The sequence below is a fragment of the Pseudorhodobacter sp. genome (assembly GCF_034675685.1).
GTDB lineage: Bacteria > Pseudomonadota > Alphaproteobacteria > Rhodobacterales > Rhodobacteraceae > Pseudorhodobacter.
The window spans coordinates 470305-489688 of sequence record NZ_JAUCDA010000002.1; the positions used below are offsets into that span (position 1 = coordinate 470305).

The window sequence follows — 19384 nt, forward strand, 5'->3', positions numbered from 1 at the left end:
TTGCACGACGTTAGTCATTGTAATTAAAAAGAAATATGAAAGCAAAGGGAGGCGCCAGATCACCCCGCGCGAAAACCACGCAAACCGTGCGCGGCTTTTATACTTTTGCAATGCCCAGCTTGGCCATCTGATGCCGCAGCGCGTGCCTACTCAGATCAAGGCTTTCCGCCGCATGTTGCAGGCTGCCGTGGCTGCGCTGCAGGGCCCGCTCTATCACCTGCCGTTGAAAGGCCTCGGTTGCATCGCGAAAACTGCCATCAAGCGGCAGTGTCTTGGCGGCATCCGGCGTGGGCAGCTTTGCGCCATCGCCGCGTACCGCCCGCAAAATCCTGTCGGGCATATGATGCACAGCGACAATATCTTCGTCTTCCAGGATAAAAATCCGTTCCAGCAGGTTGCGCAGTTCGCGCACATTTCCGGGCCAGCGATAGCGCCGAAAGATGTCTTCCACCTCGGGCGCAAGCCCCTTGATATCGCGGGCGTAAAACTTGTTGAATACCTTGATGAAATGGGCGGCCAGAACCAGCACATCATCGCCACGATCACGCAGCGCCGGCAGGTTTACGGCAACAACCTGCAACCGATAATACAGGTCCTCGCGAAACTTCGCTGCATTCACCTCGCTTAACAAAACCTTATTGGTGGCGGCGATAAAGCGCACATCAACCGTAACAGGGCGAACCGCCCCAACCCGGCGGAACTTTTGCGTATCCAGCACCGACAGCAATTTCGCCTGCATCATCATGTCCATTTCGCGGATTTCATCCAGAAAGATGCTTCCGCGATTGGCAACCTCTACCAGCCCCAGTTTGCGCTCTACCGCGCCGGTAAAGGCACCCTTTTCATGCCCGAACAGTTCGGATTCCAGCAAGCTGGCGGGGATTGCGGCACAGTTGATATCAACAAACTCATGGGTGCTGCGCGGTGACAGACGATGAATTGTTTCGGCCACCAACCCTTTGCCAGTGCCGGTTTCGCCATAGATCAGAACTGTCCGCGCAGGGCTTACCGCAACCCGCCGGGCCATCTGCCGCAGGCGCAGCGTATTGGGGTGGCCCCCGACCAGGCTTTGGCAAATATCCGCAACGTCCTCACCCATGACCGGCCCTTTTTTCAGCCAAGCCGGTCAGGCGACAAGGGACAGGCGGGTCCAGTTGCCGGAACAGGGATTGGCGGTGCAAATATCCATTCCGCCCAGCTTACAGGAATAAACGGCCGAGGAAATGGTCATGGTGCCATCGCCTTCGCCATGCTGGCAAATAGGTGCTGCATCCGGGCCGTCATCGGGATGCGTTGCCATCAATCGCTTGGCATCGGTGACCGACCATACCTGCCTGGGCAGCCGCGCAGACAAACACGCAAACCTGTCCGGCGAATTGCTGGCGATCACATCACCCTTGGGCTTCAGCGTATCCGCTGCCAGCGCATCGGATACATAGTGGTTGGTGCGCCAAACGGTCCCGCCAGTGGTGATTTGCGGGCCAGCCGCCCCCAGTTCAACCGCCGCAGTATCGCCGCTGCGATCGGCCAAAATCAGCGTGCCGCCGCCCGCATGGGGGATGCGTTTGATAAAGGCCACGGCCTGCGCCACCGATCCACAATCCGCCAAAATCCGCGTCATCAGGAAATAGCGCAACCAACCGACACGGTGCGTGGCCACCGGCACCTGCGTATCGGCCAGGGCAAGCCCTGCGGCGTTCATCCCCGACGAATAGGCGCCGGGGCTGCCAAGGCTGCCAAGGCACAGCATCGCGCCGGTTTTCACATCCGGCCCCGCATGGCGTGCAACCCGTTGAATCCCCAGGTGCTGGCCCGAAAAGTCGCGGTTTTTCACCACCATCGGCCCATCTGGCCCAGATGCCACAGCCCAAGCACTGCACCCGTCAATCATTGCAGCCCCGCCCTTGATATCGCGCAGGGTGCCAAGGTGCAGGTGTTGGAACAGGTCGGGTTCTGACAGGCCAAAGCCTTCGGCAATGCCCGCCAGTTCGGCCATACCTGCCGGGTCGGCGGCCTGCATGAAGTCGCGCTGTGCGGCCAGATAGGCCAGTGCGGCGCTGTCAAACAAGCCATCGGCGCGGGCCAGTTCGACCCGGCCCACGGTTGCGCGGCGAATTTGGGCGGCGTCGGCCCCGTTTGCTTGGGCCAACCCGCGCGCATGGGCGGTGCCGGATAGGGAAAGAACGGTCATGCTGCACCTGTTTGTGAAATATCAATGCCTTCGGCCAGCCGGTGACACGCCGCCTGATGGCCGGGGCCAACCGTTTCCGTCACCGGGGCCGTGCGACGACAAATGTCGATGGCCAGCGGGCAACGGGTATGAAACTTGCACCCCGACGGCGGCAACACGGGCGAGGGCAGATCGCCCGTCAAGCGCACCCGCGCGCCCTTGCCCGGATTGTCAATATCGGGCACCGCCGACATCAGGCTTTGCGTATAGGGATGGCGCGGGCGGGCAAGCACGGCATCCACCGGCCCCATCTCTACAATCTCACCCAGATACATCACCGCGACCTTATCGCTAAGATAGCCGATCACCGAAATATCATGGCTGATAAACAGATAGGTCAGACCCATCTCTTGCTTCAACTCTTGCAGCAAGGCGATGATTTGCGCCTGAATAGAGACGTCCAGCGCCGAAACCGGTTCATCACAGACAATAAATTCGGGGTTGGAGACCAGCGCGCGGGCGATGCCGATACGCTGGCGCTGACCGCCCGAAAACTGATGCGGATAGCGATCCATCTGGTTGGGTTTCAACCCGACCCGTTCGATGATCTTGGCGGTAATGGCGCGGGCCTCCTCGCCGCTGGCGATGCCGTGCAGTTGCAACGGCAGGCCGACGATTTCCGCGACCGTTCGGCGCGGGTTAAGCGAGGCGTAGGGGTCTTGAAAGATAATCTGCATCCGCCGCCGCATCGCCTTCAGCGCAGGTGCGTCCAGCGTAGACAGGTCGGTGCCGTCAAAAATCGCCCGCCCCGAGGTCGGCTCATGCAGCCGTAAAATCGCACGGCCAAGCGTGGATTTTCCGCAGCCGCTTTCCCCGATCAGGCCCAGAATCTCGCCCTTTTCCACTGTCAGGCTGACGTTATTCACCGCCCGCACGGTAAAGGGTTTGTTACCCGTCACCCAATCGGCAAGGCGGCGCTGACCGCCGTAATGTTTCGACAGGTTCTCGACTTTCAGAAAGCTCATGGCAACGCCTCCTCGGCGCGGATGCAGCGAACCTTTCGGTCCGCACCAATGGGTTGCATGGCGATGGGGTTGCGGCACGCCTCAATTGCCAGGGGGCAACGCGACATAAAGCGGCACTGCCCGGACAACCCGATCAGATCCGGCACTTGCCCCTCAATCGGCTGGATCGGCTGCCCCCGCATCGAAATGCGCGGGATCGAGCGCAGCAGGCCCCGCGTGTAGGGGTGCTTTGGGTCGCGGATCACGTCGCGCGTCGGCCCCTGCTCTACCACTTGCCCCGCATACATCACCATCACCCGGTCGCAATGTTCGGCCACCACGCCAAGGTCATGGGTGATCAGAACCACGCTCATCCCCAGCCGCTGGCGAATGTCGGTGATCAGTTCCAGCACCTGCGCCTGAATGGTCACGTCCAGCGCGGTTGTCGGCTCATCCGCGATCAACAGTTTGGGGCGGCAGGCCAGCGCAATCGCAATCATGATCCGTTGGCGCATCCCGCCCGAAAACTCATGCGGGTATTGGCGCAAGCGTTCTTGCGCACTGGGAATACCGACCAGCCCCAGCATTTCCACCGACTTGTCACGGATCGCCTTTTGTCGGGCATGCCCACGGGCGGGAAGGGTCTGATCATGCGCCTCCAACACCTCGCCAATTTGCTCGCCCACGGTCAGGGCCGGGTTCAGCGCGGTCAGCGCATCTTGCATGGTCATTGCAATATCACGGCCGCGAATGGCGCGCATCTGGTCCGGGGTCAGGGCGCACAAATCGGTGCCGTCAAAGGTGATACTGCCCTCCGCCACCCGCCCCGGACTGCGCACGAAGCCCATTACCGAGGCAAATGTCACGCTTTTGCCCGACCCGCTTTCGCCCACAATCCCAAGGCACTCACCCCGGTTCACGGTCACATCCACGCCATCCACGGCCCAGACATCACCGGCGCGGGTTTCAAACACTGTGCGCAGACCGGCTACCTCCAACAAAGCGCTCATTCGCTGAACCTCGGGTCAAAAGCGTCGCGCAGGCCTTGGCTGGCGACATTGATTGCCAGCACCAGCAACAAAATTGCCAAGCCGGGGAAAGTGGAAACCCACCAAGCCTCTAGAATAAATGCGCGACCATCGGCAACCATCGACCCCCATGAGGCGGTCGGCGGTTGCACACCAAGGCCAAGGAAGGACAGCGACGCCTCAAGGATAATCACATGCGCGATGCGGATGGTCGCGACCACGATGACAGGTGACAGGATGTTCGGCAAAATTTCCTTCATCATGATGTGGCGGCTGGAGGCACCAAGCGCGCGGGCGGCCTCGACATATTCCAGCTCTCGTGCCGCCAAGGTTTCGCCGCGCACGACGCGGCAGGGGATCACCCATTCCTTATAGGCCAGCGCCATGATGATATTCGCCAGGCCCGGCCCCATCATCGCCATCAAACCAATCGCAAATATCAGGTAGGGAAAGCCCAAAAGGATATCGACAACCCGCGAAATCACCACATCAACCCAGCCGCGCAAGTAACCCGCCGCCAAGCCCGCCGCGATACCAACGGTCGTGGCCACCAAGATCACCGCCGCCCCGATAAATATCGAAATCCGAGAGCCATAGATGATGCGCGATAAAATATCCCGTCCCAGCGCATCGCAGCCCAGAACAAAAGACCAGTCGCCCCCAACTTTCCAACCGGGGGGCTGCAAGCGCCGGAACAGGTCGGTTTCATTCGGGTCATGCGGTGCGATCAGCGGGGCTGCGATTGCCATGATGATGAACAACACCACCACAACAGCGCTGCCCACGGCAAGGCGGTTTTCGGCAAAGATTGCCATGTTGCGACGAAACGGGCTGTCTGCCTTTACCGGCATGGAAGCTATTGCAGTATTCACAGTTTCACCCTCGGGTTCAGGACGGTGTAAAGGATATCGGCAAAAAAGTTCAGCAAGACATAGGTGACCGCGTAAAACAGCACCGCCGCCTGAACCAACGGATAGTTGCGCAAAAAGATGCTTTCCACCACCAGCCGCCCAAGACCGGGCCAGCCGAACACCGTCTCAACGATCATATTGCCGCCCAGCAGGCTGCCTGTTTCAATCGCGGCCACGGAAACCGTCGGGATAAGTGCGTTTTTAAGCGCATGGCGAAACAGCACCCGGCGGCGTGACAGGCCCTTTGCCTCGGCAAAGGTCACATAATCCTGGCGCAGCACCTCCAGCATGGAGGTCCGCGTGACCCGCATCAAAATCGCCGTCATTGGCAGGCCAAGGGTGATCGCAGGCAAGATGATATGGGACAGCGCATCGCCAAAGGCACGAAAATTGCCGTGCAGCAAAGTGTCGATCAGCAGGAAATGCGTGATCGGCAACACCTCGGACGAATAACCGATACGGCCTGACACCGGCAGAATTTTCAATTGAACCGCAAAGAGCATGATCAGCAAAATCCCGAACCAGAACCCCGGCAGCGAAACACCAAGAAGCGAACCAATGGTCGCCAAGCGGTCAAGAATGGAATTTTTGCGGATGGCTGCCAGCACGCCCAGCGGAATGGCCGTGGCAAGGGCCACGATCAGCGCCACAAGGCTCAGCTCTATCGTGGCGGGCAGGCGCTCGGCAATCACGGTGCTTACCGGGCGGCGATGATAAAAGCTCTGGCCGAAATCTCCCTGGACAGCATTGCCCAGGAAGATAAAGAACCGCTCCACGACAGGCCTGTCAAGGCCCAGACCGCGGCGCAATTCGGCCTCTTGTTCGGGGGTGACGGTTTGGTCACCGATCATGATCCCAACCGGATCGCCCGGTGTCAGCGCCATCATCACAAAGACGATGAGGCTTACACCAAGCAGCACAGGTAACAGTTGCAACAACCGCTCCAGCAGTTTTCCTACACTCATATCCGTCCCCCCGTTTTCAAGATGTCAGTTGATGCAGGCGTCGTGCAGGTTCATCCGGCTGTCGGCACTTGGCTGCCAGCCGCTAAGCTTGTTCGACACGCCGTAAACATCTTGCGGCACCCAAAGATACAGATAGGGGGCGTCAGCATTCACCATCAATTCTGCCTCGCGGTACATGCCCGCACGCTTTTCCGCGTCAAGTTCAATGCCGGCAGCATCCAAAAGCGCATCAAGTTTTGGGTTGGCATAGCCAGCAGAGTTGCCGCGATCATTGGTGCGGTGGGTTGGCGTAAAGATGTCAAACGGATCAAGCGAACCATTCCCCCAGCTGGAGAAATACATATCGCCGGTTTTCGGCTCGCCCTTGGTGCGCCATTTCAGCGACAGTTGCTCTGCCTCACCCACAGCGACCGAGGTACGAATACCCGATTTGGTCAACACCGATGCAATCGCTTCGGCGATTTCCTTGTTGGAACCGTCTGTATCCAGCGTTACGTCAATGCCATCGGGAAAGCCTGCCTCGGCCAACATGGCGCGGGCCTGTTCCGGGTCATAGGCCAGAATCGGCAATTCGCTGGCACCGAACGCGTCTGGTGACAAGATACCCTCAATCCGCGCGGCGTTGCCGTTCAGGATCTTTTCGATGATCAGGTCTTTATCCAGCGCATGGGCTGCCGCCTGACGTACCTTCAGATCATCAAAAATCTCGCCCTGCGTGTTCATCGCGATGAAAAAGCTGCGGGTGCCGTTCACGGTCATCACCTTGGTGCCCTCATTCGCCTCGACCTGCGCGATCGAGAATGTGGGCAATTCGTTGATGATATGGACATCGCCCGCAAGCAAGGCCGCAACACGCGACGCGCTTTCGGGAATGATCTTGAAGATCACACGGTCCACGCAGGCCTTGCCAACCGGGGGCATATCTGGCGAGCCGCCGTAATAATCGTCAAACCGTTCCATGATGATGGCATCGCCTTTGCGCCATTCGGTCAGCTTGAACGGCCCGGTGCCATTTTCAGCCGTTGCCATGCCCTCGGTGCCCATTTTTTCAACAAAGGCTTTCGAGACAATCTGCTGGTTCGGCAGCATTGCAGGCAGAATCGGCCATGGCTCGGACAGGTTGATACGAACAGTGTTGCCGTCAACCAATTCGACCGAGGCAACCGGCCCCATCAGGCTTTTGCGGGGGCTGGTTTCGCCATTGCCCATAGCGGCCTCTTGGGTGATCCGGTCCAAGGTGAATTTCACATCCTCTGCCGTCATCTCTGACCCGTCATGGAATTTGACACCACTGCGGATTTTGAAATCGTAAACGGTAGGGGATATTTGGGTGATGCTTTCGGCGATCTCTGGCACCACCAGCATATTCGCGTCACGCGTTACCATTCCGTCATAAAGATTGCGGATAATGGTTTCGGTTTCGCGGTTGCGGTGATTGGCCGGATCAAGCGTATAGGGTTCTTGCGTGAACCCCACGATCAGGTCGGCGGCTTGCGCGCCGTATAGGCCGGGGACAACCGCCACAGCGGTCGCCAGCAGCATTCTGTGCATGCTAGTCATAGTTTCCTCTCCCTTATTAGCCACCCAAGTCAAAGTTAGGCTAGTGCTGAGTGGTCATGGTTTTAGATGCAAAATTCGTGCCACAATCTTCCATGAAATAATTTTCAAACAATCACAGTGCTTTGAAAGCAGATCGCAGTTTTTTGCAATTGCAAAGCTTGGTAGCGGGCCGCGCCTTGCGCGCATTTCGCGCAGCAGGCGCAAATATCACACGCGCTTGGAATGCCCTTTGGCCGCACAATCCAGCCGCGCCTTGCTACGCCTTGCAGCAGAGGCCGGGATACGCAATAGCTGTCGGTACTTTGCGACAGTTCGCCGCGCCAAGGGGATGCCTTTTTGGGCAAAGTGCCTTTGTATCTGCTGATCGCTCAGGGGTTTGGCCGGATCTTCGGCAGCGACAAGGCACAAGATATCCTGACGGATCGCGGCTGTTGTCGGGCCGTCCTCCTCATCCACAGCCCGCCCGAAAAAATCACGCAGCATCAGCGTGGTTCGCGGCACGGCCACCATCATTCCATTTGTAACACGGCTGATCGTGCTGACATGCAAATCGGTTTGCGCCGCCAGATCAGCAAGGGTCAGGGGGCGCAGATGTGACACGCCCTTGGTCACAAAATCGACCTGATACGCCACCAGCGCGCGGGCTATCCGCAAAGTTGTGGCATTGCGCCGCGCAACGGCCCGCACCAACCACCGCGCGGCCCGCAACTCATCAGTGGCGGCGTCGACCTCTTTCACCTCAACCGCAGCCAGATTGGAACGGTTCAATTCCACCACCCAGCGCGTGCCTATCTGCCGCACGATGATATCAGGCTCGGCCACAGGTGACGCCTCGGCGGCAAAAACAGAGCCCGGTTTCGGGTTCATTTGCCGGATTGCGCGCAGCATATCCGCGACCCGATCAACATCGCAGCCGATATGCACAGCCACCGCCGCCAGATCGCCTTCGGCCAGCAGCGGCAAGTTATCCAGCAACCTGTCAAACGCCGGGTCAAGAATACCCAAATCAATCGCCTGCAGCCGCAGACATTCAGACAGGTTCCGCGAAAACAAACCGGTGGGTTCGGCCTGTTGCAGGGCACTTAAAACGGCCTTTGCCCGGTCGATGCTGCAACCACATTCACGCGCCACCTCTGCCTCGGTGCGGCATAGCCAACCATTGGCATCAAGGGCGGCAACATAGGCTTCTGCGATGTGGTGATCTGCGGCGCTGCGCACCAAAAGCGGCAATTGCGCAAGGACATGGCCCCAAAGCCCGGTTGAAATCGCGCCCGCCATCTCGGCAGCATCGCCCTGCCCTTGCGGCCCTCGCATCTCTGGCGTGATGGGATAGGGGGGGGCGCGATCAGACAGCCAGGCCTTTACGGGCAGGGTTGACAGACGGACCACCAGAAACGGGTTCACCTCGGCCTGTGCGGTCAGACGTGCAGAAAGCTCTGCGTTGGAAAGCTGCAGCAGGGATATCGCCTGCCGCAGCGCCCCGGTCATCGTCAAGGATCGGGTTTGCGCTAGCTGAAGCGTTGGTTGACCATACATTCACTGCTCATCTGTGACAGGGCTTTGCGGCCATCCTGTGCCAGCCAGCACCACAAGTCCAGCAAGCAAACCCTGGGTAAAGCACCCCCGGAACGCCCCGGAGCAGCCATATCAGCCAGATGTTGCCTTTGGTTGGGGCGCGGCGGCAGAGGGCGCGGCAGAAGATTCCGGATAAAAGCACGCGGTCAGATGCGACGTGCCCTCCAGCAACGGGCGTTCGGCGCGGCAACGCTTTTGGGCCTTCCAGCATCGTGGCGCAAAGGCACAGCCCGGCGGCACATTCATCGGCGAGGGCAGCTCACCCTCCAGCTTGATGCGGTGTTTTATCGCGCCGGGGTCAGCGACCGGCGTCGCCGACAGCAACGCCTTGCTATAGGGGTGACGCGGTTCATCAAAGATTTCGGCCTTGGTTCCGGTTTCCACCGGGCGGCCCAGATACATAACAATCACATCATCGGCCATATGTTTGACCACCGAAAGATCATGGCTGATGAACAGATAGGCAAGGCCCATGCGCTGCTGCAATTCGGTCAACAGGTTCAGGATCTGGCTTTGAATCGACAGATCCAGCGCCGAAACCGGTTCATCCAGAACCAAGACTTTGGGGTCCAGCATAAGGGCGCGGGCGACAGCGATCCGCTGACGCTGGCCGCCGGAAAACATATGCGGGTAGCGGTCAAAATGCTCGGGGCGCAGGCCAACCATGCGCAGCATGTCGCGGGCTTTTTCGGTGCGCTCGACTGCGGTCATTTCAGGGCGATTGATCTTTAACGGCTCTTCCAGAATCGCGCCGATTTTCTGGCGTGGGTTCAAAGACCCGTAGGGATCCTGGAACACAATCTGCACATCGGTACGCAGGCTGGGCCAGTTTTCCTTTGTGGCGGCCTTGCCTGCCAGTTGGAACTGCCCAGAGGTCGGCTCCTCGATCAGGGTGATCAGGCGCGCAAGCGTGGATTTGCCACAGCCGCTTTCGCCCACCACCGCCAGTGTTTTACCGGGATAAAGGGTAAAGCTGGCCTCGGACAAGGCGCGCACGATTTGCGGTTTGCGAAACAACCCGCCGCCCACCTCGTAATGTCGGCTCAGGTTTTCAGCGATGATCACGGGCGTGTCATTCATGCCTCGGCCTCCTCGGTCGCGTTCAGCGGATAATGGCAGCGCGCAAGGCCCAGATCGGCGCTGCAAGGCACAGGCGGCGTGCTGCGGCAACGATCATCCGCATAGGCGCAACGCGGCGAGAACAGGCAGCCCCTGGGGCGGTCAAACTGCCCCGGAACCACGCCCGGAATGGTTGGCAGCAGCTTTTCGGTGGCACGCTCGGGCAGGGCGGCCAGCAGCGCGGCGGTATAGGGATGATGTGGCCGTGCGAACAGGTCATGCACCGGCTGTTCCTCAACCTTTTGGCCTGCATATTGCACCGAGACGCGTTCAGCGTTTTCGGCGACCACACCCATGTCATGCGTGATCAGGATAAGGCCCATACCGGTATCACGCTGCAATCCGGTCAGCAGATCAAGGATTTGCGCCTGAATCGTCACGTCCAGCGCGGTCGTCGGTTCATCCGCGATCAGCAGCTTTGGGTTGCAGGCGATTGACATCGCTATCATCACCCGTTGGTTCATGCCGCCCGACATTTGATGCGGAAAGGTGCCCAGACGGCTTTCTGGCGCCGGAATACCGACCAGCTCCATCAACTCGATCGCGCGTTTGTGGCGCGCGGCGCGGTCCATGCCCATATGCAGGCGCAAGGCTTCCTTGATCTGAAAGCCCACCGTAAAACAGGGGTTGAGCGAGGACATCGGCTCTTGAAAGATCATGGCGATATCTTTGCCGACAATCTTGCGCCGCGCCTTTGGCAACAAGGTGCGCAGGTCGCGGCCTTCAAATTGCATCACATCGGCGGTGATTGTCGCAGTCCATGGCAGCAGGCCCATCAGCGCCAGCATCGACACTGATTTGCCAGAGCCGCTTTCGCCGACAATGGCCAAAATCTCTCCTTTATCAACCGACACATCAACCGAATCCACGGCCCGAAAGGCCCCCGAAGCGGTGGTGAAATCAACGGAAAGGTTACGAATTTCCAACAGGGGCATGGCTCAGCTCCGCTTTAGCTTGGGGTCGAGCGCGTCGCGCAAACCGTCACCCATCAAGTTGATCGCCAGCACCGTGATCAGGATGGCAAGGCCGGGGAAGGTGACAACCCACCACGCCCGCAAGATAAATTCGCGCGCCTCGGCCAGCATGGTGCCCCATTCCGGTGTTGGTGGCTGCGCACCCATACCCAAAAAGCCCAGCGCCGCCGCATCCAGAATCGCGGTGGAAAACGACAAGGCCCCCTGCACGATGATCGGTGACATGCAGTTCGGCAGCACGGTGATGAACATCAACCGCGCAAGGCCCGCGCCGGTGGTGCGGGACGCGGTGACATAATCCTTGGACAACTCCGACATCACGCTGGCCCGCGTCAGGCGCACATAATGCGGCTGCAAAACGATGGCGATAGCGATCATCGCGTTGGTCAGGCTTGGCCCCAGAATGGCGACCAGAACCAGCGCCAGCAGCAAGGACGGAAAAGCCAGAATGATATCCATCACCCGCATGATGATGGTATCGGCCCATTTCGGCGCAAACCCGGCCACCAGCCCGATCAATATCCCGCCCGTGGCGGCAACGGTAACGACCACAATACCAACATAAAAGGAATAGCGCGCGCCATGCAGCAGGCGCGACAGCATATCGCGGCCCACAGCATCTGTTCCCAACAGAAATGCGGTCGTTCCACCCTCTTGCCAAAACGGCGGTTGCAGCAGATTTTGCCGGAATTGCTGGGTCGGGTCATAGGGCGCGATGATATCGGCCAGAATGGCTACCGCGACAAACGCCGCAAATACCCACATTCCAAACACAGCCCCGCGGTTTTCGCGGAAGTAATGCCAAAACTCCGAAAGGCGCCCCGGCCGCGCGTGCTGTTCGGCGTGCTGGTCGGGCGGGGTTTGCGTTGTATCGGTCATCAGCGTTTCCTGATCTTGGGGTTGATGAAGCCGTAAAGCACGTCCACGGTCAGGTTAACAATCATCACCATTACGGCGATCAGCAGCAGCCCACCTTGCACCACCGGATAGTCACGGCGGAAAATACTGTCGACCATCCATTTGCCAATGCCCGGCCATGAAAAAATCGTCTCGGTCAAGATCGCGCCAGCCAGCAAGGTGCCAACCGACAAGCCGATCACCGTGATCACCGGGATCAGCGCGTTGCGCAGCGCGTGGACGCCGTTGATGCCAAAGGGCGACAGACCCTTGGCGCGGGCGGTGCGGATGTAGTCTTCTGACAACACCTCCAGCATCGCTGACCGGGTTTGCCGCGCGATCACCGCCAAAGGGATGGTCCCCAGCACGATAGTCGGCAAGATCAGATGGCTGACAGCAGAGGAAAACGCGCCCTTCTGGCCCGACATCAGGCTGTCAATCAGCATGAAGCCCGTTGAATTGGAGAAATAGAACATCAGACTGATACGCCCTGAAACCGGGGTCCAGCCCAGCCACCCCGACACCACGATGATCAGCAAAAGCGCCCACCAGAAAATCGGCATCGAATAGCCGATCAGCGCCGTCGACATCAACGCCCGATCAAAAAACTTGCCGCGGTTCACGGCGGCAATCACCCCCCGCAGGCAGGCCCAGCGCCACGGCAAAGATCATGGCACAGATTGACAGTTCCAGCGTCGCGGGGAACAGGGTAAAAAACTCATCCCAAACGGGTTTTTTGGTCACAAAAGAGGTGCCAAGATCGCCTTGCAACACCCCTTTCAGATACTCGTAATATTGCACATACATCGGCTGATCAAAGCCAAGCTGCTGCATCAGTTCCTGATAGCGTTCGGGCGAGACGCCCCGCTCGCCCGCCATCACGGTAATCGGATCGCCCGGCAACATCCGAATGAACGCAAAAGAAATCAACGTAACGCCAATAAAAGTGGGCAGAAACGTCAGCAGCCGCGAAGCAAGATATTTCAGCATCAGCCAATCACCGTCAGGTCTTTGGGATATTCGGTCAAGGAGATGTAGCCGCCTTCGGTGACCAGCACATCATCTTCAATCCGGACCCCGATTTCATCCGGAATATACAGCCCCGGCTCGTTGGTATAGACGGTGCCAGCGGCAAGAATTTCATGGTTTCCGCGCATGATATAGGGGGCCTCATGCACATCGCGCCCCAAACCATGGCCCGTCTTGGTGCGAATATAATCGGCAAAGGGGGATGCCTCAAGCACAGAAATAACCGCGTCATCAATCTCATGGGCGCTTATGCCCGCGCGGGTAACGGCAAGCCCCGCCAAATTGGCGCGCAACACCGTGTCATAGACCTGATGCGCGCGGTCGTCGGCATGGCCGATGAAAAAGGTGCGGGTAATATCGGCGGCGAAACCATCTTTGCGGCCGCCAAAATCAATCAGCAGCGCGTCACCGGCCCGCAGCGCCACATCGCGGGCATGGGCGTGCGGCATCGCGGCATTGCCCGCCGCTGCCACAATCGGCCCAAAGGCCAGGCCCTGTGCGCCGTTGCGAAACAGGGCGGCAACCAGCAGGCTTTCCACCTCGCGTTCGGTCATGCCAACTTTTACCGCCGCCACAGTCTCGGCCAGCGCCGCCTCGGACAGGCGGATAGCGCGGGTCAATGCGGCGACTTCATCCGGGGTTTTGCGCAACCGCAGGCCGGAAATCTGCTTTTCAGCATCAATAATCCTTAAACCCGGCCATGCAGTGGCAAGCGCGTGATGTACGAAAACCCGCATCACCTGGCCTTCAACCGCCAGCGATTTCAGCGGCAGATGGGCGGCCATAGCGGCAAAGGCATCGCTATATCCAGTCTGATCGCGCCAATCAAACACCTCACCTTCAAAGCCAAGGGCCGCAAAAGACAGCAGTTCAAGATTGGGCACCAGCGCCACAGGTGCACCCTCGGCCGGAATGATAATGACCATCGGGCGCTCAAAGCTGCTAAAACCGGCGTTATACAGCCGTTCAAAATTGAAACCAGGAACAAGGGCAATAGCATCAACGCCCAGATCGCGGGCAATGCGGCGATGTTCGGCATAACGGTCGGTCATGGGTTCTTACCTTGGCAAAGGGGGAGGGTTGGGAAAGAAGGGGGCCTGCTGGCCCCCTTCCGGTTCAGATCACTCTTTCAGATCAACGCCGTAAAAGCGCACCGAACCAAGCGGGCTCATCTGATAGCCTTCGACGTTCTTGCTCATCGGGGTAAACGTCAACGAGTGGGCAATCGTATTCCAAGGGGCCTGGTCTTTGAAGATGACCTGAGCCTCTTCATAAAGCTTGGTGCGCTCCGCCTGATCGGAAACGACCTTGGCCTTTTGGATCAGCGCGTCAAAGTCTGCGTTGCACCACTGTGCACGGTTGGAACCGCCCACGGCGTCACAGCCCAAAAGCACGGCAAGGAAGTTATCCGGATCGCCATTGTCACCTGTCCAGCCCAACAGCACCGCACCGTCACGATCTTCGGCTTTTGACCGCTCCAGATACTCGCCCCATTCATAGGAAACGATTTCAACCTTCACGCCGATCTTGCCAAGATCTTCTTGCATCAGCTCGGCCATGCGGCGGGCGTTGGGGTTGTAGGGGCGCTGCACCGGCATCGCCCAGATCTTCATGGACAGATCAGTGACACCCGCATCGGCCAGCATCTTCTTTGCGGCTTCCGGGTCATACGCATCATCCTGCACCGCGTCGTTATACGACCACATCGCCGGTGGAATCGGGTTTTTCGCAATGCTGCCAGAGCCTTGGAATACCACATCCAAAATCGCCTGCTTGTCGATCGCCTTGTTCAAGGCCTTGCGGACCTCGGCATTATCAAACGGGGCAACCTTGGTGTTATAGGCCAGATAGCCTACGTTCAGGCCCTCTTGCTCTTGCACGACGATTTCAGGATCGGCTTGCATCGCGGCCACATCAGCCGGGTTGGGATAAGACAGCAGGTGGCACTCGCCCGCCTTCAGCTTTTGATAGCGGACAGAAGCATCCGTGGTGATCGCAAAGACAAGATTGTCCAAAGGCGACGCGCCTTCCCAATAGTCGGGGTTTGCCGCATAACGGATCACCGCATCTTTTTGATAGGCGACAAACGTGAACGGGCCGGTGCCGATTGGCGCCTGGTTCACCATCTCTGGCGTGCCTGCCGCCAGCATCGCATCGGCGTATTCCTTGGACACGATAGAGGCGAAATCCATTGCAAGGTTCGCGATCATCGGCGCTTCGGGACGGCTCAACACGAATTTCACCGTGTTATCGTCAATCTTCACGATCTCTTTGATCAGCTCTGGCATCGACATGGAGTTGAAATACTCCCAGCTTCCGCCTTCAACCTTGTAATAGGGATTGTCTTCCAGGCGCTGGCGGTCAAACGTGAAGATAACGTCATCAGCACCAAAGTCGCGGGTCGGGGTGAACTTGTCGCTGGAATGGAACTTGACGCCTTTGCGCAGGTTGAAAGTATACTCCAACCCGTCTTCGGAAACTTCCCAGCTTTCAGCAAGTGCTGGCTTGGTTGCCGTCGTGGCACCCTGAAATTCAACAAGACGGTTGTAAACCGGATGAGAGGACGCGTTGAACGTGGTCCCGGCCGTATACAGCGCCGGGTCAAACCCCTCGGGCGAACCTTCAGAGCAATAAACCATTGTTTTGGCATAGGCCGCAGGGGCCAAAAGCGCGGTCATGACAAGACCGGTTGCAAGTGTTGTTTTAAGAGACATTTTGTCTTCCCTTGTTGTAACGCGATACGGCCCCAGATGATTTCAGTCGCAGGTGCTTCGCTTTATACGGGCACATACACATCATATCGGCCTTTTGTTCAAGTTTGATCGTTGGGTTGTGGCCATTATACAAAGGCCAGTGCTGCCCATCATGGCGATCGAGTAATGTTTTGCAAGGGACGACAAGGCACTTTAACGGTGCATCAAGACGGTACAGGCCCTTGCCTCGTACCGTTTGCGATGATTTACGGGGCGGAACCACATTTCACGCCAGCTTATAGACATTTTGTGCCGTCTTCGTGCCGATGGCTGCGGCTTCATCCTTTGATAGCTCCGACAGGATGGCCTGCGTGATTTCCAGCCAATGCTGCAGGCCATTCGCCATGTCAACGACCGGCCAATCGCTGCCCCAAAGCATACGGTCAGGCCCAAAAAGGTCTAACGCCTTTGCAACATAGGGGGCGATTGCATCAAGTGAGGCATCACCCGGCCCGCAATAGGCAAGCAGGCCAGACAGTTTGCAATAGACATTCGGAAGATCTGCCAGCGTTTGCAGCCCGCTGTACCACCGGGCCATTTCACCCTGCGCAATATCTGGCACGCCACAATGGTCAAGAATCATCACCGTATCCGGGCAAGCACGGGCAAGCGCAGCCCCCTGCCCCATTTGCCGCGGCAAAATGCACAGATCAAACGGCAAGCCGCGCTGGCCAACAGCCCGGATATTGCGGCGAAAAGTCTCGGATGTCGAAAGATCATCCGGCATCACATGCAAGATCCGGCGAAACCCAACCGCCCCCAGGCCTGCCGCCTCATCCAGCCAATCGGAAAAGCCCGCGTCCTCCTCGGGGCGACAAGACGGGATAATCCCCAGAATGCCACTTTCGGGCGCACGCGCAAGCCCGGCGACAAAACGGGCTTCGGCCTTGTAATCGCCATCATCAACCCCGGTTTCCATAAACAGCGCGCCAACAACCCCGGCCCCTTCTGTCAGGCCATGATAGCGCCCCAGCGTAAAATCCTGCCCGGCCAAGGCCGGAATATCACCTGTCCATCCATAGCCCGCAACATCGCGGTAAATAAGGTGCTGATGGGTATCAATCAGTTTGGTCATAGCGACTACTCCGGGTTGTTTTGGCAAAGGGCTGTGGCGGCCCCGGTGCTTGGATAAGCGGCCACTTTGCAAGGTTTCGCATCAGGCGTGCCGGGATGCAGGAAAAACCCGTCGGAGCATTGGTGATGCGCCCCATCAACCCGAACACTCACCGGGCCACCCGCCATCGGCGGCCAGGCCCGACGGATCATGCAGGCGCGCGCTGCGTCCTGGGGCAAATAATCCTTCATCTTTGCTGTCCCTGTCAGAAACCATCGGGCGAAAACCTGCGTCACTTTACAATCTATCAGATGGATAGGCTTGCAATAAAGCCCCAGCAGGTCCGTCACGGCCGCTGCCTCTATCCCCCAGCCGAATCCTTTGCGCCTTTCATCCAAGGGTTTTTGCCCAACCACAGGATGAACGCGGCCAGCCTGGTTTTGTTCGGGCGCGAAAACCACCAAGGTTTCAGGCATCTGGGTCGGTGTAATTGGCTTTGTAAGAGGCGATGATACGGTCCATTGCCTCGCGGGCGATGCGGTTGTGTTTTTCGGAAAACCCGAGTGAGGCGACCATCTTCCAATGCCCATACATCAAGGTCACGAAAAGATAGCCGATTTCCTGGCAAGCCCGCTGCGGAATGTCTGGATTGCTGATCTGCACCTCATGCCAGATTGTAAAATGCAAAAGGCTGTATTGCTCTTTCAAGGTGCTGCGAATTTCCGGGCTGCCCGCCGCAAGCGAAAACATGGCATCATAGACCTTGTCATCTTCTGGCTTTTTCAGGCCCTTGCCTTCCAGAAACCCAAAGTAGAAATCCAGAAAGATCTGCAAGCGTTCGGTTGAGGCGGCGTCGATGATCCCTTTCATCATCAGATTGCGATAGGCACCGGCCAGACTGTCACAAAGCGCCACCATCATCGAGGTTTGATCGGGAAAGTAATGCCGGATGAGCTGCCTTGATATCCCCGCCTCTTTGGCGATCACGTCATAAGAGGGCATGGGAAGCCCCTCTTGTGCCAAAACACGAAAGGCAGCATCGAGAATTTCAGGCCGTCTGATTTCGGCGGCGACTTTGGCCATGATATACTCTGATAAGTGGCGTCTGGTTCTGCAAGGTTACTATAAGAATTTTGATCAGACAGCAATTTTCTTGACCTTACGATCCAAAAACATGCCGATCTGGCCAAACAGGCAGATATTTGCCCTGACCTTGCTACGGTTCTGGCGACAAGCGGCAGCTTTGCCCGGCAAGGATTGCCCCGTCAGGGTTGGCCAGATTCAGCCGGATGCCAAATGTACCTGTGGCCGGGTCAAGGATCGGGTCGGCCAGATCCAGCGTTGCAAGCACCGCTAGGCCGCTTTCCAACTGGACGTTCCATTGGCTGTTTATGACAATTGCGCTGCGCGCCGAGGCCGGCAACCAAGCCTCGACGACCAGCGGATTGATGCGGGCGATGCTGAATATCGGGCCTTGCTCATTATAAAGCTCGCCCACCGACATGGCCCGTTCGGTGATAACACCATCAAACGGGGCCCGGATGCGTTTACGCTCCAACGCGGCTGTCGCAGCCTCCAGTTGGACCCCGGCAATTTTCGCGCTCAGTTCGGCCTCCTCCTCTTCAAGCCGCGCGGTGCGGGCCTCAAGCAAGGCATGTTCATACTCATTTTCCTTGACCAGATTCTTTGCCGACAACTGCCTTAGCCGCTCCACGCCAAGTTCAGCCGTTTCGGCCTTGGCCTGCGCAAGCCGCTTTGCAACATCATTTTCGAATCGCAGATTTGCCAGCGCAATCTCATTTTGCTCGACCGAGGCTTCCAGCTCGGCAAGGATATCGCCTTTGTGCACCGGATCTGCCCGATCAACATTGATCCTGGCAATAACACCACGAGCCGATGCGCCGAGTTTGGCAATTTCCTTAGGTTTCACAAGGCAATCAACGATTTCAAAGGATTGAGCCGGGCCAGCCACGCCAACCCCAAGGAACGCAGCCGTGGCAGAAAGCAGCAAGCCCAGAGCCCACGCTTTTGGTTTGATGTGACGTGAGAACATTTGGCCACCTCATAATATTATTTTCAATATGAAAATTATGGTGCTATTGTTAATTTGTTAATACAAGTCTGTGTTGTGCAAAATTGGTATTTCAAGGCTAATTTCGGGCCGCACAAGAATAACTATTAGACGTTCAAGGTTTCAGTTTTCAGGGATTGGGGGGGCCATCAGGCAAACCCGCCCTATTGTCCAGATCGGGTAGGTCAGTGATATGAAACAAGCCAATAGCAATTTTCCGCGTGAGGCATCTGATCTTAACCGGAGCGCGGGGCGCGCGTTACAGCACAAAAGC

Annotated in this window: 16 protein-coding genes and 1 pseudogene; all 17 read right to left on the bottom strand. The window is 58.0% G+C overall.

The annotated features are described in order from the left end of the window. Window positions 1-97: 97 nt before the first annotated feature. Window positions 98-1099, bottom strand: coding sequence for a sigma-54 interaction domain-containing protein (locus VDP61_RS02370; protein ID WP_323005329.1), 1002 nt, complete (start codon window positions 1097-1099; stop codon window positions 98-100). Window positions 1100-1126: 27 nt separating this feature from the next. Then, a complete protein-coding gene (locus tag VDP61_RS02375) occupies window positions 1127-2191 on the bottom strand; it encodes a C45 family peptidase (protein WP_323005330.1) in 1065 nt (354 codons plus the stop codon). Then, window positions 2188-3195: an oligopeptide/dipeptide ABC transporter ATP-binding protein gene (locus VDP61_RS02380; protein WP_323005331.1), complete on the bottom strand. Its 1008-nt coding sequence runs from the start codon at window positions 3193-3195 to the stop codon at window positions 2188-2190. Before VDP61_RS02380 ends, VDP61_RS02375 begins: the two co-directional genes overlap by 4 nt. Then, window positions 3192-4184 (bottom strand): ABC transporter ATP-binding protein, encoded by a 993-nt coding sequence (locus VDP61_RS02385; RefSeq protein ID WP_323005332.1) that lies wholly within the window; start codon window positions 4182-4184, stop codon window positions 3192-3194. Before VDP61_RS02385 ends, VDP61_RS02380 begins: the two co-directional genes overlap by 4 nt. After that, window positions 4181-5074: an ABC transporter permease gene (locus tag VDP61_RS02390; protein WP_323005333.1), complete on the bottom strand. Its 894-nt coding sequence runs from the start codon at window positions 5072-5074 to the stop codon at window positions 4181-4183. The genes VDP61_RS02385 and VDP61_RS02390 overlap by 4 nt, the downstream gene beginning before the upstream one ends. Then, entirely contained in the window at window positions 5071-6078 is a 1008-nt protein-coding gene (locus VDP61_RS02395) for an ABC transporter permease (RefSeq protein ID WP_323005334.1), read from the bottom strand. Before VDP61_RS02395 ends, VDP61_RS02390 begins: the two co-directional genes overlap by 4 nt. 24 nt (window positions 6079-6102) lie before the next feature. Then, complete coding sequence (locus VDP61_RS02400) at window positions 6103-7638, bottom strand: ABC transporter substrate-binding protein (RefSeq protein ID WP_323005335.1); 1536 nt, start codon at window positions 7636-7638, stop codon at window positions 6103-6105. Window positions 7639-7845: 207 nt separating this feature from the next. After that, window positions 7846-9174: an RNA polymerase factor sigma-54 gene (gene rpoN / locus VDP61_RS02405; protein WP_323005336.1), complete on the bottom strand. Its 1329-nt coding sequence runs from the start codon at window positions 9172-9174 to the stop codon at window positions 7846-7848. A 111-nt stretch (window positions 9175-9285) separates the two neighbouring features. Further along, on the bottom strand, window positions 9286-10293 hold the full coding sequence (locus VDP61_RS02410; protein WP_323005337.1) for a dipeptide ABC transporter ATP-binding protein: 1008 nt from the start codon (window positions 10291-10293) through the stop codon (window positions 9286-9288). Beyond that, window positions 10290-11267, bottom strand: a complete 978-nt coding sequence (locus VDP61_RS02415; protein ID WP_323005338.1) for an ABC transporter ATP-binding protein — start codon at window positions 11265-11267, stop codon at window positions 10290-10292. The genes VDP61_RS02410 and VDP61_RS02415 overlap by 4 nt, the downstream gene beginning before the upstream one ends. Window positions 11268-11270: 3 nt before the next feature. Next, complete coding sequence (locus VDP61_RS02420; RefSeq protein ID WP_323005339.1) at window positions 11271-12185, bottom strand: ABC transporter permease subunit; 915 nt, start codon at window positions 12183-12185, stop codon at window positions 11271-11273. Next, window positions 12185-13193 (bottom strand): annotated as a pseudogene (locus VDP61_RS02425) (ABC transporter permease subunit). The gene VDP61_RS02420 and the pseudogene VDP61_RS02425 overlap by 1 nt, the downstream one beginning before the upstream one ends. Further along, entirely contained in the window at window positions 13193-14284 is a 1092-nt protein-coding gene (locus VDP61_RS02430) for a Xaa-Pro peptidase family protein (RefSeq protein WP_323005340.1), read from the bottom strand. The pseudogene VDP61_RS02425 and the gene VDP61_RS02430 overlap by 1 nt, the downstream one beginning before the upstream one ends. Before the next feature lie 69 nt (window positions 14285-14353). Continuing rightward, a complete protein-coding gene (locus VDP61_RS02435) occupies window positions 14354-15946 on the bottom strand; it encodes an ABC transporter substrate-binding protein (RefSeq protein WP_323005341.1) in 1593 nt (530 codons plus the stop codon). Between the two features lie 265 nt (window positions 15947-16211). Further along, window positions 16212-17060 carry an amidohydrolase gene (locus VDP61_RS02440; protein ID WP_323005342.1) on the bottom strand — a complete coding sequence of 283 codons (849 nt, stop codon included), beginning with the start codon at window positions 17058-17060 and terminating at the stop codon, window positions 16212-16214. Between the two features lie 447 nt (window positions 17061-17507). After that, the gene (locus VDP61_RS02445; RefSeq protein ID WP_323005343.1) at window positions 17508-18122 is read right to left on the bottom strand and encodes a TetR/AcrR family transcriptional regulator; all 615 of its coding nucleotides are present in this window, start codon (window positions 18120-18122) and stop codon (window positions 17508-17510) included. A 133-nt stretch (window positions 18123-18255) separates the two neighbouring features. Beyond that, window positions 18256-19092: an efflux RND transporter periplasmic adaptor subunit gene (locus VDP61_RS02450; protein WP_323005344.1), complete on the bottom strand. Its 837-nt coding sequence runs from the start codon at window positions 19090-19092 to the stop codon at window positions 18256-18258. Window positions 19093-19384 lie beyond the last annotated feature (292 nt).